Source organism: Streptomyces sp. NPDC088354 (assembly GCF_044753585.1).
Taxonomy (GTDB): Bacteria; Actinomycetota; Actinomycetes; order Streptomycetales; family Streptomycetaceae; genus Actinacidiphila.
Window position 1 is genome coordinate 1 of sequence record NZ_JBIVNJ010000074.1, and the last position, 16801, is coordinate 16801.

11 protein-coding genes are annotated in these 16801 nt (G+C 65.9%); 6 read left to right on the plus strand and 5 right to left on the minus strand.

Annotated features, from left to right (window positions below):
- Positions 1-230 precede the first annotated feature (230 nt).
- The 3 genes from ACIP98_RS40375 (at position 231) to ACIP98_RS40385 (ending at position 4612) form a co-directional block, all read left to right on the plus strand.
- Entirely contained in the window at positions 231-920 is a 690-nt protein-coding gene (locus tag ACIP98_RS40375; protein WP_401981551.1) for a transposase, read from the plus strand.
- A gap of 187 nt (positions 921-1107) precedes the next feature.
- Positions 1108-2360 (plus strand): IS3 family transposase gene (locus ACIP98_RS40380; protein WP_401981553.1). Its coding sequence is split into 2 segments (ribosomal slippage): positions 1108-1390 and positions 1390-2360, totalling 1254 coding nucleotides; the frame shifts between segments, so codons are not numbered across the junction.
- A gap of 629 nt (positions 2361-2989) precedes the next feature.
- Positions 2990-4612 carry an alpha-amylase family glycosyl hydrolase gene (locus ACIP98_RS40385; RefSeq protein WP_401981574.1) on the plus strand — a complete coding sequence of 541 codons (1623 nt, stop codon included), beginning with the start codon at positions 2990-2992 and terminating at the stop codon, positions 4610-4612.
- Between the two features lie 384 nt (positions 4613-4996).
- Here ACIP98_RS40385 and ACIP98_RS40390 read toward each other — a convergent pair whose 3' ends face one another.
- Complete coding sequence (locus ACIP98_RS40390) at positions 4997-5305, minus strand: transposase (RefSeq protein WP_401981556.1); 309 nt, start codon at positions 5303-5305, stop codon at positions 4997-4999.
- A 202-nt stretch (positions 5306-5507) separates the two neighbouring features.
- Complete coding sequence (locus ACIP98_RS40395; protein ID WP_401981558.1) at positions 5508-6044, minus strand: hypothetical protein; 537 nt, start codon at positions 6042-6044, stop codon at positions 5508-5510.
- Between the two features lie 194 nt (positions 6045-6238).
- Between ACIP98_RS40395 and ACIP98_RS40400 the strand changes: the two genes are divergently transcribed.
- The 3 genes from ACIP98_RS40400 (at position 6239) to ACIP98_RS40410 (ending at position 10269) form a co-directional block, all read left to right on the plus strand.
- Positions 6239-7507 (plus strand): dipeptidase, encoded by a 1269-nt coding sequence (locus ACIP98_RS40400; protein ID WP_401981560.1) that lies wholly within the window; start codon positions 6239-6241, stop codon positions 7505-7507.
- Positions 7438-8901, plus strand: a complete 1464-nt coding sequence (locus tag ACIP98_RS40405) for a hypothetical protein (protein ID WP_401981562.1) — start codon at positions 7438-7440, stop codon at positions 8899-8901. The genes ACIP98_RS40400 and ACIP98_RS40405 overlap by 70 nt, the downstream gene beginning before the upstream one ends.
- A gap of 258 nt (positions 8902-9159) precedes the next feature.
- On the plus strand, positions 9160-10269 hold the full coding sequence (locus ACIP98_RS40410) for a cytochrome P450 (protein WP_401981564.1): 1110 nt from the start codon (positions 9160-9162) through the stop codon (positions 10267-10269).
- Between the two features lie 1060 nt (positions 10270-11329).
- Here the strand turns inward: ACIP98_RS40410 and ACIP98_RS40415 are convergent.
- The 3 genes from ACIP98_RS40415 to ACIP98_RS40425 form a co-directional block, all read right to left on the minus strand.
- Positions 11330-11746: a hypothetical protein gene (locus ACIP98_RS40415; protein WP_401981567.1), complete on the minus strand. Its 417-nt coding sequence runs from the start codon at positions 11744-11746 to the stop codon at positions 11330-11332.
- Between the two features lie 790 nt (positions 11747-12536).
- Positions 12537-13895 (minus strand): endonuclease domain-containing protein, encoded by a 1359-nt coding sequence (locus ACIP98_RS40420; RefSeq protein WP_401981569.1) that lies wholly within the window; start codon positions 13893-13895, stop codon positions 12537-12539.
- Positions 13896-14135: 240 nt separating this feature from the next.
- Positions 14136-16379 (minus strand): ATP-dependent RecD-like DNA helicase, encoded by a 2244-nt coding sequence (locus ACIP98_RS40425; RefSeq protein ID WP_401981571.1) that lies wholly within the window; start codon positions 16377-16379, stop codon positions 14136-14138.
- Positions 16380-16801: the final 422 nt, after the last annotated feature.

Consider the following 16801-nt stretch of genomic DNA (forward strand, 5'->3'; position numbering starts at 1 on the left):
CGAACGCGCTCAACGCCTCCGACAAGTCGGCGTGCATGAAGGTCAACCCGTACTACAACTGGTAGGACGCACGGGCCGGGCCCCGCGGGGCCCGGGAGGGCGGAGCTTCCTGCCTCACCTTGCTGGGGACCAGCGGTCCACCAGCGCTGACACGATGGTCTGACGCACGGCGATATCTCCGCGCACCGGCCGAGGCTTACGGCGCAAACGTTTCCAGGCAGACCATTTCCATGGTCACCGACAAGGTAATGGATGGCATGGCCGAAGGGCGGAGCCGTCCGCTGGGCCCGGTTCATCCGATGCTTTTCATCGACTGCGTGCATGGGCATGTGAAGGTCGGCGACGGTCGGGTTGCCAACCGCCCGTTCTGCGTCGCGCTCGCGGTCACGTCGACGGGACCGGCGACATCCTCGGCCTGTGGGCCGGCGACGGCGGTAAAAGCGCCGATTACTGGCTCCAGGTCCTCACCGAAAAGCCGCGGCGGCGAGGAGGTGTGCATGGTCGTCTGCGACGGACTCAAAGGGCTGCCCGACACGATCGGCACCGCCGCTACAGACTGTCATCCAGACCTGCGTTGTCCACCTGATCCGGGGTTCGTTCCGCTTCGCGGGCCGACAGGACTAGGACCAGATGTCCCGCGCGCTCAAGCCCATCCACATGGCCCCGACCGCGAAAGCCGCCGAGGACCGCTTCCTGGACCAGGGCAATGGGGCGCCGAGTATCCGGCGATCATTCGGCTCTGGGAAAGCTCCCGGCCCGAGTTGGTATCCTTCCTCCACTTCGACACCGAAATCCGACGCGTCGTCAGCACCACCAACGCCATCGAGTCGCTCAACGCCCATATACGCAAAGCCGTCCGAGCCCGCGGACACTTCCCGAACAAGGCCGCCACGCTGAAATGCTTCTACCTGGCGTCATGAGCCCGATCCCCACCGCCCAAAGCCTCAACGCTGGACTATGCGCTGGAAACCCGCAATCCAGGCTTTCGACACCACCTTCGGCGGTCGACTCACAACCGGCCGCCGATAACCCACACCAACCGAGTCACACCGTTCAATGAACCGCTCCGGGTTCGGTAGGGACTCGATCGTTTGAGAGGATCGAGTCATGGCACGTCCTTCCCAGTACCCGCTTGAGCTGCGCCGTCGTGCGGTGCGGATGGTCGCCGAGGTGCGGCCCGATTACGACACCGAGTGGGCCGCGATGAAAGCGGTCGCCCAGAAGCTGGGTATCGGAACGACCGAGACGCTGCGCAAATGGGTCCGCCAGGACGAGATCGATGCCGGCACCCGACCGGGGACGACAACGGAGGAGTCGGCCGAGCTGAAGCGGCTGAAGAAGGAGAACGCCGAGCTGAAGCGGGCCAACGAGATCCTCAAGGCTGCGGCGTCTTTCTTCACGGCCGAGCTCGACCGGCCACACACGCGCTCGTAGCGTTCATCGACGAGCACAAGGGCCGCTTCGGCGGCGTCGAGCCGATCTGCCGGGTCCTCACCGAGCACTCCTGCAAGATCGCCCCCTCCACCTACTACGCCCACCACAAACGCCAGGCCACGCCTGCGGCCCGCACCGTCCGCGACACCGAACTGAAGGCGCTGATCAACGAGGCGTACGACACCAACTACCGCGTCTACGGCGCCAGAAAGATCTGGCAGCACCTGAACCGGCAGGGACATCCCGTGGCCCGCTGCACCGTCGAACGCCTCATGCGTGAACTCGGCATCACCGGCGCCGTCCGCGGTAAGAGGGTGATCACCACGATCCCGGATCCGGCCGCACCCCGGGCTCCGGACCTGGTCGACCGCGACTTTGTCGCCGACGCACCGAACCGCTGCTGGGTCGCGGACTTCACGCACGTGGCGACCTGGACCGGCGTCGTCTACGTCGCCTTCGTCGTGGACACCTTCTCGCGCCGCATCGTCGGCTGGTCGGCGGCCACCACGAAGGAGACCCGGCTCGTCCTGGACGCGCTGGAAATGGCCCTATGGCAACGCGATCGCGATCAACATTTCTACGTGCGCGGCGAGTTGATACATCATTCGGATGCCGGGTCCCAATACACCTCGTTCAAGCTGGCCGAACATCTCGACGTCGCCGGCATCGCGGCGAGCATCGGCTCCGTCGGGGACGCCCTGGACAACGCCCTGATGGAGTCGACCATCGGGCTCTACAAGACTGAGCTGATCAAGCCGCAGCGGCCCTGGAGGACGCTGTCCCAGGTCGAACTGGCCACCGCCGAGTGGATCGACTGGTACAACCACAGCCGACTCCACGGAGAGATAGGCCACATCCCGCCCGTCGAGTACGAAGCGAACCACTACCTCAACACCACGAAACCCCAGGTCACACACAACGTCTGAGATCTCTACCGAACCCGGAACGGTTCACACCGACACACCACCAGAAGTACTCATCAAAAATCTAACGACGGACTACCGGCGCAGGTCACTAGCGGTCACGTGCTGACCTCCTTCGAGGCTTCGGCCCTTCGAAGATCAGCCAGTGGCCGTCTTGCTATGCGGGCACCAACCCGGGCGCCGGAGCAAACCCCCGGATCAGGTCCAACCCGCTACACCACTTCCATCGACGCAACCTGGCGGCGTGCTGTTGGCAGAAGACTGAGCTCTCCTCCGTGGTCAGTCGTTGGGCCAACGGCGTGGCGGCATCGGCATCCTCGCGCAGGGGTCCGAGGATACGGCCGGGTCGGGGTAAGTCCCGGTATTTGCTGGTGGCTACGAGCCGGCCCAAGCGGGAAACGCTGAGGTTGTCCCTTTTTCGCTCCTAGTTACCCGTTAAGTAGCACCGACGGGTTTCATGGCCCTTTCTATCTCTACCTAAAGTGGGACGTTTCCCTGCAGGTACGGGCTATCTTCTATCCATCCGTTGACACTTCTCTGGCACGTATACTTAACATGTATGTATCGCGGTGACGCCCTGCAGGGCCCGCCTTGGCACGCATAGACAGGTCTACGGGGTGAGTCCCAAGCACATCCGCGCCCACCATTGGTGGCGTGATGCGGTGATCTACCAGGTGTATGTCCGCAGTTTCCTGGACAGTACGGGTGACGGGATCGGCGATCTAGCCGGGGTGAGGGCCGGGTTGCCGTATCTGAAGAGGCTGGGCGTCGACGGGATCTGGCTGAGCCCGTTCTACCCGTCGCCCCAGCGTGATCACGGCTATGACGTGGCCGACTACTGCGACGTGGACCCCCTCTTCGGCAATCTCAGGGAGTTCGACCAACTGGTGGGCGCGGCTCGCCGGCTCGGTGTGAAGGTTTTGCTGGACATTGTTCCCAACCACTGTTCAAGCGAACACCCCTGGTTCCAGGACGCACTCGCCTCTGCTCCCGCAAGCGCGGCTCGCGCCCGGTTCCACTTCGCCGATGGCCGAGGCCCCGACGGCAGCCAGCCCCCCAACAACTGGCATGCCATGTTCGGCGGACCCGCCTGGACCCGTATCACCGAGGTAGACGGACGACCCGGGCAGTGGTATCTGCATATGTTCACTCCCGAGCAGCCCGACTGGAACTGGCGCACACCCGACGTGAAGGCCGAGTTCGAGCGAGTGCTGCGCTTCTGGCTCGATCGAGGCGTCGACGGCTTCCGTATCGATGTTGCAGCGGGCCTCTTCAAACACCCCGAACTGCCCGACTCACCGGACCCAGAGGCAGATGCCCGTACCCGCGACTCCGTCAACCCACTGGCATGGAACCAGCCTGAGGTGCACGACGTGTGGCGGCACTGGCGCGCGGTGTGCGAGGAGTACACGGCCCAGGACGGCCGTGAGCGGCTACTGGTCGGCGAAGTGTCCGTGCCGACCGCCCGTGAGCATGCGCAGTACGTGCGCCCGGACGAACTGCACCAGGCTTTCTTCTTCGACCTCCTAGGTGCCCCCTGGGACGCCGACGCATTCCGCAAGGTCATCTCTGAGGCCGTACAAGACATAGCCGGCACCGGCTCGACCGTCACCTGGGTCCTCAACAACCACGACCAGGTCCGTAGCGTCACCCGTTACGGCGAACCCGCCACCGAGGGCAGCGGCCTGGGTGCCGCCCGCGCACGTGCCGCTGCCCTGCTGATGCTGGCCCTGCCCGGCGCCGCCTACATCTACCAGGGCGAGGAACTGGGCCTGCCCGAAGTCGTCGACCTCCCCGATGACGTACTCACCGACCCGATCTTCTACCGCACAGGCAGCCGGGCCCGTATCCGCGACGGCTGCCGGGTGCCCTTGCCGTGGTCGGGGCAGGCATCCCCGTTCGGGTTCACCACCGGGATCCAGGCCGCAAAGCCCTGGCTGCCACAGCCCGACTGGTTCGCCCAGTACGCCACCGACCGCGCCCTCACCGACACCCGTTCCTTCTGGCACCTGTACCGCGACGGCTTGCAACTGCGTGCCACGCTGCCCCAAATGGGCGAAGGCACCTTGCAGTGGTTGAACACCCCACCGGGCGTCCTCGCCTTCACGCGCGGCGACGGTCTTGTCTGCGCGATCAACTTTGGCACCACGCCCACCGCCACGCCTGTCCCCAAAGCGCCGCTGCTTGCCAGTGGCCCCTGTGAAGTCGGTGAACTGCCCGGCTCCACAAGCGCGTGGTGGATCTCCGACCTGTGATCCCCGTTCGATCCGCCACTCGAAGGGACATCAAAAAATGCCGCGACGCGGCGTTGTCTCAGCGAGCCCAGCGGTAACTATGTCTGCCTATGCTCGGCCCGTCACAAATACGGCTTCGGGTACAAAGTCCTCTGGATCTGGAAGCCGGGTATCCACGGAGTGGTTGTGCGGAACGCCGTCGCCTGGCGAAGCGACATGTTTCGCGATCCGCAGACCCGAATTCGGGATCCTCGCAATGGACGTCAACCAGCGCGTTCGCTCGATGAGCCTCCTCCAACACGGCGTCGGCCACCGGCTTGTCGAGCCAGCGGTAGTAGGGCTGTCTGGCGAGCCTCAGTCCCCGGCACTTCACCGTGACGAGCATCCCGTCTGCGGCCAGCTCCCTCACGAGCGGGTAGATCCTTTTCCCGGCAGATGCGCCTCCGACGGATAGGCCGCGGCCCGGCGCAGGACCTCGTTCTCCTGCTCCAGCAGCTTGATCCGCCGACGCGCTTCCCGCAGTTCCGCGCTCTCGTGCCTGATCACCCCGGGCCTGGCCCCGACGTCGATGTCCGCACGGCGCATCCACTTCCACAACGTCATCGGATGGACTCCGAAGTCGGTGGCCACCTGCTCGACCGTCACCCCGGGGCCACGGTTCCTCGCGACTCGCACGACGACTTGGCGGAACTCTTCCGGATAAGGCTTGGGCACAGCGACATCCTTCCCACCCGCCCCACAGGGCAGACTAAGATGTCACCCGATCGTGCACCAGACCCCCACCAGTGGAAAAGCCACAGGTCAGACCTAATGCCACCGATCACCGCGTCAGGCGCATGAGGCAGGACTGCATGGGGCAGGCGACCAAGAGAATCGAGCCCCTGCTGCCGCCTGTCTCGACCACGCAAGGTGAAGCTCAGCGTAGTTGTCGCTCACCCCACCATGGCAGGATCGGCGGCAGATCACTCAGCCCCCGGGGCCTCTTGGGCACGGCTGACTCGCCGTCGTCACCGTCCCAGCGGCGCCCGTACTGGTCCGGCAGGCTTCCCCAGCCCCAGTACGGCAGCGGGCGGTCGGGCACAACGCCGAGCTCCGTCTTTGGGTCGACGCGCTGGGCGCCCACGGTGCACAAGTGAGCCCACTGCTCTCTCATATCGAAGGCATAGGCGAACTGCGCACCGCCCTGCAACCTGCCGAGCTTGGTCGCGCGGCCGTCGATGGTGCCGTCCGGGGCCCAGCCATCCCACCACTCCAGCAGGCTGACGCCCGTTCCATCGGACAGCGTGAACAGATGCAGGTGGGACAGGTCCCACCGGGCGAAATCCTGATCGATCGCCTCCCCGAGCTGCGCGAAGGAATGCGCCGGTGACGCGGCGAAAACGCGAACCGGCCGAGGCCATCCGCCCTGCCCGGAGATCCGTTCGACCCGGATCGACAACCACGTGCGCGCCATACCGTAACCCTCCCAACGCCAACCCGGCTCAGACGAGGCTACAGAACGTGCTGGATAGACGCTCCCATCGCACACGTGGCTGTCCCTGCTCGGCACGATGACCGTAGGTGCTTATCGGCACTTAAGTTCTATCGATGAGGACGATCCACCGAATAACGTCAGTTCCTCTATATGTCACACGCAAGGAACGTTCGATGGACCACGATTCCACATTATCGCGGCGCACCCCAGCAGCCTCGGCGAGCGACCGGGTGCTCCAGGAGGCGAACGGACGCCACACCGGCAATACCTCGCTCCGGCGTCACGACGGTTATGAGGCTTTCTCCTATTTAGAGCCCCACGCCGACCACCCGGTCTTCGCTCTCGCGCCCGACGTTGGCCGCCTCCCCGCGTACGACTGCGGCTTGAGCTTCGATCAGGAGGAACGGGCGCGGGGCCTGTTGGGTGAGCACATCGTGATCTCGCTGCACGACCACCCCTTTCGGCTGCCTGCCGAGATGTCACAGCTGGGCGCCTACCAGAGGTCCGGCCGCGTCGCCCTCGGCTACGAAGGGCTGAGCCATTCCCAACTCGACGCCGTGTTCGACAACGTGGGCGGACCGGGGTGGTCGTGGGACGCCACCGTTACCGACCTGGGCATGCGCTTAGGTGACGTCGCCCACCAGGACTTCGTCGTTCACGCCCGCACCGCGGCCGAGATCCGCCGCGCGCATGCTACCGGCCGGCTGGCCTTGGTCATAGGGCTGGAGGGCGCAGAGCTGATCGGCGAGGATCTCGACCGCATCGACGTCCTCTACGGCCTCGGCGTCCGGCAACTCGGAATCGCCTACCAGGAGCGCAACGCGCTGGGATACGGGCTGCAGGCGCCTGTCGACCACGGGCTGACCGCGTTCGGACGCCTGGCAGTACAACGGATGAACCGTCTCGGCATGGCGATCGACCTGTCACACGCCGGAGACCGCACGGCCATGGACGTCATCGAGGCGAGCGAAAACCCGGTGCTCATCACCCACGCCGGGGCGCGGGCGGTGTGGAACACCCGCCGGATGAAACCGGACGAGGTGATCCGCGCGTGTGCCGCCCGCGGTGGACTCATCGGCCTGGAGGCCGCGCCTCACACCACGCTGAGCGCCGCCCATCCGCGCCATGACATCGAGTCGGTGCTGGACCACCTGCGGTACTGCGTGGAGTTGGTGGGCATGGACCACGTGGCCTTCGGACCTGACACCTTTTTCGGTGACCACGTGGCCCTGCACGGCGCGCTCGCCGAGACGCTGGACATGGCCGCCTTCCACGCTGCCGGACCGGCGTTCGAGCCGACCGAGTACGTGAGGGGCTTGGAGAACCCCGGGGAGTGCTTCCCGAACATCGTGCGTTGCCTGGTACGTGAGGGGTGGGACGACGCCTCGATCGCCGCAGTGGTCGGCGGCAACGTGATGCGGGTCCTGGACGGGATCTGGTGAGCCCGCTGACAGCGGCCGCGCAGCCGGCCTCTTCGCGGCTATCCACCGAAGAGAGGACGTGGTATCAGGACCACCTCGGTCACTGGCTCGGGGCGGGCGCGTCCCTCTGTCTTCCTCCGGCGCCTCACCCCTTCCGCCCCTCCGCCCAACGCGCGGCTCTGTCGCGGGCGCGTCCCCGCGCAGTTGACGACTTCTTCCGCAACTGTCTGCGCGTCTACCGTGCCGTTCTCGACAGCGACCTGCCGCCGGTCGTCGGATCCGCGCTCTACGGTGACCTGCCCGACCACCACGGTCTCGGCTTTCACCGCTCGCTGGGAACGGCGGCAATGACCGTGCCGCACAGCTTTCGGACCGACGAGTCCCTGAGCGGCAAGCTTTACGAAATCCAGGTCCCCGGTTCGGGCTGGGGCGAGTACCTGCTGCAGGCTGACCATCAGGCCGCCTTCCACCCCGGCGCCGGACCGGATGCCGCCGCGGTGGCCGGGGTGTACGCGGAGGCCCTGCGGCGCACGCTCGGCACACCGGACCCAGCACTGCTCTACCTGGTCGACACCGCGACCAGCCAGACCGGGGTCCGCTACTTCATCGAGCGCACACGGGCCGCTGGAGTGCGCTACTACGGCACCGACGCCGGTGTCGGGCCCGACGACGTCCGGCACATCCGCTCCCATTCCCTACCGGGCCTCTTCCACGAGCAACACCCTGACCGGCACCTCGCCCGTGCCGCCCGCGAACCGTACCTGTATGACCCGTCGCTGAACGCGATGTTCTTCAGCAAGATCACCACCGCTCTGCCTTTCTGGCGTTTTACCCGCGACCTCTTCACCGACCAGGATCGCGACCTGTTTCCGTACACAGCTGTCCTGGAAGCCGATGGTGTCCAACTGCCCGGCGGCGACATGGTCTCCCGCCGCGCGTTCGCCGATGTGGTGCGCACGCGTCCGTACGTTCTGAAGTACGCCGGCTCCGACGTCTACAGCGGCAGCGGCGGATCTGGGATCTGCCTACTGGACGATCCCTCGTGTCACGACCTGGACCTGCTGGAAAAGGCATGGGACCGGTCGGCGAACCACCAGAGCTGGATCGTGCAGGAGGCCATCGACGCTTGTGATCCGGCCTGGGATGAGCAGTATCCCGGTGCCACAGGACGGGTTCCCAAACTGAGTGTGCTGTGCGCGCTCGGCTCCTACCTCGGATCGATGGTGCTGGCCGGGACGGAGACCATCGTCCACGCCGGCACCAGCGACATGCTGGCCGTGTGCGCGGAGGTCTCCGAGGCCGCCGCAGTGCTCGCGCACGTCCCCCTTCCCCAATCCGCTCCCGGTGCCGCCCCGCAACCCGCCACCCCGGCCCTCCCGGACGGGACGCCCGCGGAGCACGCCGGGCGGCTGTGACCCAAGCCGCTGCGCCGTCCGCCACGACGACGCAGCCGTCTCGACCGACCGATGCCACTAGGAGCACCGCGGTCCGCCGGCAGTCCCGCTCAGCGGGAGACGCCGCCGCCCGCTCCTTTTCGGCCCACCCCTGCGTCTGTCAGGAGCTTCAGATGAATGCAGCAGACCCCCTGCCGCCCTTCCCGTTCCCCGGGGGGGGACTTCCCAGCGCCACCGCCGCAGTACGCGAGTCGACGCGCAGAATGCCCCTTCGGCAAGGTGCGGCTGCCGAGCGGTGACAGCGCCATTCTGCTGGTCCGGCACGCCGACGTCGCCGCCGCGGTGCTCGACCCCCGCCTCTCGCGTAACCACGTCCTGCCACAGGCCCCGCGCAACAGCGCCGAGCCGAACTTCCTCTACGACCCAGACCTGATGATCAATCAGGAGACGGCAACACACTCCCTCATCCATCGGATCACGACGCAGACACTGAGCGCCCCGCGGGTAGCCACATACCGGCCGCTGATCGAACGCGTCGCGACGGAACTGGCCGATCGGATGGGTGACCGGGGCCCGGTCGTGGACCTGGTCGAGTCGTTCACGGACTGGTTCCCCCTGCGCACCATCGGTGCGCTGCTGGGCGTACCGCCGGACGCGTACGGCGACATCCGGCGCTGGTCGGGGGCCTACACCATGTCGCAGCACGTTGAAGCGGACGAGCGTGCCGTGCTGAACGACGAGTTCGATGCCTTCGTCCGCGACCTCACAGCCGATCCCTCGCGGACGCGGCCCGGCGCACCGCTGCTCCGGGACCTCGCCGACTCTACGGTGGAGGGGGCGCGGTTGTCCGACGCGGACTTGATGAGCATCGTGAAACTCCTGCTGTCGGCCGGATCGGAGGCCCCGGCCGCCGTACTCGGCCGGTCCGTGCTGTATCTGCTGACCGCTGGAGCGGAGCGCTGGGCCCGACTGCCCAACGATGAGGACGGGATGGGAGCCGTGGTCGAGGAACTGCTGCGCCTGGTCTACGCGGGGAACGCCGCAGCGCTGCGGACCGCCTTGGCGGACATTGAACTGCCCTCCGGCACCGTACCCGCCGGCCAGCCCGTACTCCTGGCCTGGATATCCGCCCTGCACGACCCTGAGGTCTACGAGGCGCCCCAGCAGTTCCGGCCCGGCCGCCCGGCTCCGCGCAACATCGGGTTCGGCGGTGGCCGCCACTACTGCCCCGGCGTAAGTATGGCGAAGACCGTGCTCACTGTTGCCCTGCTCACCCTGGCCGATCGCTTTCCCGGGCTGCGCCTCGCCGTACCGGAGACCGAGGTCCCGCTGGCCGAGCGGGAGATCGGCACTCTGGTGCAGTCGCTGCCCGTCACGCTGGCCGGATGAGACGCCCCGGACTGGGATGTGCGAGGACCAGGCCGCCGCCGCTCGGCGGCGGGGGGTGCGTGGGTGGGGGCCGGCCCACGGCCACACCCGACGCGGCCGACGGGGGGTGTGTCAAACGAGGGCTCCGGCCCATAGTCGATGGTGGAGCCGGTGGGCCCTTCGGAGATCACGGCCATGCGGTGGACGTCAATTCCCTTGCGAGCACGGTGTTTCCCGGGCTGCCCACGACGGTCGAGCCGTCTGGCATGGACGGCCGCCTCCAGGACTGCGGCCGTCTGCTCGCACCGCTGCGTTCCTCCCGGTCGGCCCCCGGTTGTTCCGCCGCCGCCCGGACCGAACGGTTCCGCGCGACAGCGGCCGGTCTTGCGGTGCGACTGCCCCAGCCCGCGCGGACTGACGTTGCTGCGTCCGTGGAGACGATCAAGCCGGGCGACCGCCCCAGCGCGCGGACCCGGGCAAAGGAGCACCGGCCGCCTCGCCACCCGCCCGCTCAGCCCACCGCCTGGAGACGCCGCCGCTCGTCGAGGAGTTCTCCCGCCGAGGGCATCACGGCAGCGACCTAGGCAGCCGCACATCACGGCCCTTGCCGGACCAGCCCCTGGCGCCCGGTTCCTGCGGGCCGGCCGCCCGGCCAGCGAAACCCAGATGCTCCTCGCCGTCCAAATTCATGGGAGACCACCCGCGAGGCGCTGGAGGCGGACCGGATGATGCGGCTGCCGAGGTCGCTGCCTCCGACGTAGGCTGGCCAGCCACACCGTCGCCTACTATCGCCGCCGCGACGGCCCACTCCCCACACGGCTCTGCCCCTGGAGACAATTTGACCGAGGAAGGATCACACACTCAAGACCTGCTACTGCAGTACTCGGTGTAGGCCCGAGGGGAGTGGTCGTCCAGGGCGTGATCCTGCATCTGGCGCCCGTTGGCAGCCCCGGGGAGGGGAAATCGTCGTGCGCAGCACTACTTCTTTTTATTTCCGAAAGAGCTAATCAGGCAGTTGCTGTTAACGTCCTCATAGTCGTTCGGCAAATTTGCAGGATTCGCAATCCAGCCGATTGGCTCATCATTCGTAGCGAGAGTTACGGTTAGTCTTAGCGCCATGACTATTGAGGCACTTTATCATGGCGCCGACATTCTCGGCGTAGTCCGGGTTCTTGGAGGGGTCGAGCTCCGGTGGGGGAAGTGCATTGTATTTTTCGCACGCCTCAAGCGCCGCTTCCTCTACCTTACTGCTCACTTTTTCATTTGCACCCGGACCCATGCCGCGCTTTGAAAGGCAATCCACGAGGGCCTTTCTGTATTGCATTCTTTGCTCCACAGAGTCGTCCAACCGCATGTGTGGACAGCCACTGCCGTCAGGTGCCGAGGACTTGGTGGGTTTGACTTCCTGCTGGCCAGCAGTCGCTTTGGATTCGATGGAGGCCACCTCAGGATTGCCCGGCTTCTCGCCAGAGCATCCGGTCAGCTCAAGGGCTGCCATTACCGGAAATCCGGCCATCGCGGGCCCTGCATACAGAGCGGTCCCGCGGTGGCTGACAGCCCATCTATACTTCATTGAAGCTTCCTCTGATCGGCTAACGTTGACGTGGTTGATTAATCGAGGTGCCGACTGAGACTTGCCCAAGTAACGAGAGCAACAGCCGTCCACGCAGAACAAGCAGATAATTCGCGCAAGTTCCGGGGTCCTGTGCCGACGGCCGGGCCAAGGCCCGCCATCCGGCTGGCGATCCGGACTACATCGTGGCCGTCGTAGGCGAGGGTGCGCTGACTGGCGGGGCCACGGGCAGCCGCGTACGCCCGCCATCTGGCACCCATAGTCCGCGAACGCCACAGCGAACACCTCGCCCTCGATGTCTGGATCGCCGATGTCCACCTCGACGGCCAACGCGAACGGGTCTGATGCAGTTTCGGGTGGCAGGTCAACCTGTCACCCGATCGTGCGGCACACCCAACTCCGAACTCCAGCCAACTGCATGCGACGCGACCGCACCGCCATCCAAGCAGCCGCCTTCACCACGACCTACACGTCCGGAGCAGTCGAAGGTAACGTCACCAGCATCAAGCTGCCGAAGACACAGATCCACGGCCGCGCCAAATTCGATCTTCCACGACGCCGCATCCTGCCTCACCGTGATCAAGAAGCCGCTACCCCAAAGTAGCGACAGAGCCGCTTTCCGTCCCTGAACCACGGTTCCGCTGCACCGACAACGTCGTGCTCGACACCAGTCCGAACGGGCCGCCGACTGGAAGACGGAACGCAGCGCCTTCGCTCAGAAAAGAGACGGGGGCGGGCTGCTGGTATCCGGGATGACCGGCCGGAACTGGGCGGGGACGGTGTCGTAACGGCTTGGCCCGGCAGCCGCAGCCACCTCGGGAGCCATCTCGGCCAACCAGGTACGGAACCTGTCCACAGCTGTCCGGTAAGGAACTTTCGCCAAGATGCGGTGCTCCCCGCCGGGACAGTAGTCCACACTCAGGGTAATCATGCAGGAGCGGGGCTGGTTGTGACTACCCGTCCAGGAAGCCCGCAATTCACCGCACGGGATGCGCCCGCGTGAGCTGTGAGGGACACGATGGGTAGGGCGCATCGGAGCGCCAACCAGCACTGCAGTGAGTGCGGCCAGGTGCGGGAGCGGGAGCGTGGTGCGAGCGCGGCAGCCGGGGCAACGGTGCCAGTGCCGCAGCCAGTCCTGGGCGTGAGAGTGAAAGAGGGACACGTAGCGGTCGGTGACATAGATGTCGTTGCGGTAGAGGTAGTTCGGCCGTTCACGGGTGTTGCAGGCCTGGCAGACGGGCGCGCGAACGTAACCGTGCTCGTGGCAGTGATCGATCACGCTGGCGGCGGCCTCCTGGCAGACGGCGCACCTCCACCCGGAGACTTCAAGTGAACTGCGCTTCTTGCTGAGCGCCGAATAGAGAAGGCCTTCCAGCTCCCTGGTGTACGGGCGCAACGTTGCGTTGCTGCAGGCGGAGCAGATGGTCTGCTGGCCTCTGCCTGTCTGCATACGCTGCGCCTCGGGCCGGTCATCCGGGTACGCTCCGCACCTGCTACAGACTCGTGCGGCCAGCAACCACTGTGTCTCGGTGCGCTCGGCGGCGTCCAGCACCTGGGTCAGCGTGCGCGGCAGCCACCATGTGTGTGCCGCCTCTGCCTTTGGCCGTACCACCAGGGCACGGCGCCAGTCGATCCCCGCCAACTGCCGCAGATCGCCGTTGCCGGCCTGCTGCCACGACAAGTCATGCAGATCGTGGTCGCGGACTCGGCTCCATTCACGGTCCAGGCGCTGACGCCACCGCAGTGCCTGAGCATCCTCTTGTCCTGTACTGGGCACAATGCAAGGCGCAATGTGGACCAGCGCATTCCTGTTTACCTTGACCGACCTCAGATCCGCCGCTGCCCGGCGAACGTCGACTTCCTGAACGTGCCAGCGGTCGTCGGCATCCTGCACCGTGGGCACCAGGTGACTGCCGAGAAGCACGTGCCCCGACCGTGCGTCGGCAGGAAGGCTGGTAAACGCCTCCAGAGCGGCCGGAACGGCACTGTTGGACAGCAATTCGGGCCACAAGGCATCGGCCGCAGCGAGGGTGAGCAAGCCATCTGCGCGACTCGGGGTATCGGCCTGTGACATGCCCAGCACGGTAGCAGCGCAGCACCCCTGACTCCGACACTCGGACTCGTTCTGGGACACCGTCCCAACCCCCCCGGGGTCCCCGCAGAGCACCGGGACGCCGTCTGGAACAGAGAAGACCGAACTTCCTCCCTGGGTAGCCAGCCGTGCGGTTCATACCGTCGATAATCGGCCTCGCACGTCTGACCGCAGCCCGATCCACGCCACCGGCGGCCCACTACTGTGCTTGCGGTTGTCCGGTCACCCAGTAACCAGTCGGTGATCGAGTGCGGTGTGTCGTCGGCCGGCGCTGACGCTACGGACCGCCTGGCCCAAGGCCTTGCGTGAGCCGACCAGGACCACGAGTTTCTTCGCCCTGGTCACGGCGGTGTAGAGGAGGTTGCGCTGGAGCATGGTCCACGCCGAGGTCGTAAGGGGGATGACCACGGCCGGGTACTCGCTTCCCTGCGACCGGTGGATGGTGACGGCGTAAGCGTGCGCAAGCTCATCCAATTCGTCGAAGTCGTAGCCGATCTCCTCGTCCTCGTCCGTCAGCACGATGAGCTTCTGCTCTTCGGTGCTGAGGGCGGTGACCACGCCAACGGTGCCATTGAAGACCCCGTTCTTCCCCTTCTCATAGTTATTGCGGATCTGCGTTACTTTGTCACCCACTCGGAACGTCCGGCCGCCGAAACGGCGCTCCGGCACTCCCTCCCGGGCAGGGGTAACGGCAGCCTGCAGAAGGCTGTTGAGGTTGCCCGCTCCAGCCAGGCCCCGGTGCATGGGAACCAGCACCTGAACATCGCGGCGCGGATCGAGGCCGAATTTCCGAGGGATCCGCCTCGCTGCCACGTCAACGGTAAGACCGGCCGCATTGTCGGTGTCATCCTCCACGAAGAGAAAGAAGTCAGACAGGCCGTCTGTCAATGGGGACAGCCCCTGGTTGATCCGGTGGGCGTTGGTCACCACCCCTGACTGCTGGGCCTGCCGGAAGACCTTCGTCAGCCGCACCGAGGGGATCGGTCCAGGGGTGGCGAGCATGTCGCGCAGCACCTCGCCCGCACCAACCGAGGGAAGTTGGTCAACATCGCCGACCAATAGCAGGTGAGCACCGAGCGCGACCGCCTTGGCCAACTTGTTCGCCAGGATCAGGTCCAACATCGAAGCTTCGTCCACGACCACCAGGTCTGCTTCCAACGGCCGGTCCCGGTCGTAGGCCGCGTCACCGCCGGGCCGCAACTCCAGCAGCCGGTGGACCGTCGAGGCCTCGGCCCCGGTGAGTTCCGACAGACGCTTGGCCGCACGGCCAGTCGGCGCAGCAAGGACCACCTTAGCCTTCTTCGCCAAGGCGAGTGCCACGATCGACTTCACCGTGAACGACTTGCCGCAGCCCGGACCGCCAGTCAGGACCGCGACTTTCTCGGTCAACGCCAGCTTCACTGCCTCCTGCTGCTCCGGTGCCAGTTCCGCACCAGTCTGCCGCGCCAGCCAGTTCAGCGCCTTCGTCCAGTCGACTGGTGTGTCACTGCGGCTGCCGAAGGCGGGCATCTTGTCGCAGTCGGTCCGCAGGAGTCTGAGCAACTGGTTCGCCAAGGAGGTCTCGGCGCGGTGGAAGGGCACCAGATACACGGCCGTGATCGGCTCCCCATCCGGTCCGGGCACACGTTCACGAACCACGCCCTCATCGGTGACGAGTTCGGCCAGGCAATCGATGACCAGACCGGCATCGACCTGCAGGAGTTTCACCCCGTCGGAGATCAGGCGCTCCTCAGGAAGGAAGCAATTCCCCTGATCGCTGCTCTGCGAGAGCGCGTACTGCAGTCCCGCCTTGACCCGCTCTGGGCTGTCGTGCGGGATCCCGACGGCCTGGGCAATCTTGTCGGCAGTCAGAAAGCCAATACCCCAGACATCGGCAGCAAGCCGGTAGGGCTCATTCTTGACCACACCGATCGAGCTGTCCCCGTACTTCTTGAAAATCCGCACCGCCAGCGAGGTGGAAACGCCCACGCCCTGCAAGAAGACCATCACCTCCTTGATGGACTTCTGCTCCTCCCAGGCAGCCGTGATCAGCGCGGTGCGCTTCGGGCCGAGACCCGGCACCTCAATGAGCCGCTCAGGCTCCTGCTCGATGACTTCGAGGCTGCAGACGCCGAAATGCTCGACAATCCGCTCAGCGAACCGAGGACCGATTCCCTTGATCAGCCCCGACCCCAAGTACCGCCGGATACCCTGGATCGTGGCAGGCAACACAGTCGTGTAGTTCTCTACCGTGAACTGCTTGCCGTACTGCGGGTGCGACCCCCACCGCCCATGCAGCCGCAGCGACTCACCCGGCTGCGCACCCAGCAGCGCCCCTACCACCGTCAGCAGGTCGTTCACTCCACGCCCGGTATCGACCCGAGCCACCGTGTAGCCGGTCTCCTCGTTCGCGTAGGTGATGCGCTCCAGCACTCCCTCAACCACGGCAAGTTGCCCCTGAGGCGCCTGCGGCGCACCCGCGCCCATACCCGTCTCCCATCCCGTGCCCGCAGCACGCCAGCACCTAAGCTACCCAACCGCAATGTGCTGGAGGTGACCGCGGTGAGCACAACGATTCGGGCCAAGGCCCGTCCGGTCGCGACCGGACAGGACAAACCGTGCAGGTCAATAGGCGGGCCCATTGAGGGAGTCGTTCCGAACATCTCGTCCCCCGCAATACCAGGCCTCAAAGACAGCCCGCACAGGAACGCCCCTCGAGTGGATCCAGGTTCTGGGCGGGCAGCGATGGAGGCATGGCCGGGGGAAGGCGGAGCGCTCGGGCCGAGCCTGGTGCGTGAGGCTCTGCTAGTGACCTGCGCCGGTAGTCCGTCGTTAGATTTTTGATGAGTACTTCTGGTGGTGTGTCGGTGCCTCGGCGGGGTCCGAAGTTGGAGCCGTTGCTGTTGGTT

Coding starts and splice junctions, on each gene's coding strand:
- ACIP98_RS40375 (WP_401981551.1), top strand. CDS start 231: ATGGTCACCGACAAGGTAATGGATGGCATGGCCGAAGGGCGGAGCCGT.
- ACIP98_RS40395 (WP_401981558.1), bottom strand. CDS start 6,044: ATGGCGCGCACGTGGTTGTCGATCCGGGTCGAACGGATCTCCGGGCAG.
- ACIP98_RS40400 (WP_401981560.1), top strand. CDS start 6,239: ATGGACCACGATTCCACATTATCGCGGCGCACCCCAGCAGCCTCGGCG.
- ACIP98_RS40415 (WP_401981567.1), bottom strand. CDS start 11,746: ATGGCAGCCCTTGAGCTGACCGGATGCTCTGGCGAGAAGCCGGGCAAT.
- ACIP98_RS40420 (WP_401981569.1), bottom strand. CDS start 13,895: ATGTCACAGGCCGATACCCCGAGTCGCGCAGATGGCTTGCTCACCCTC.
- ACIP98_RS40425 (WP_401981571.1), bottom strand. CDS start 16,379: ATGGGCGCGGGTGCGCCGCAGGCGCCTCAGGGGCAACTTGCCGTGGTT.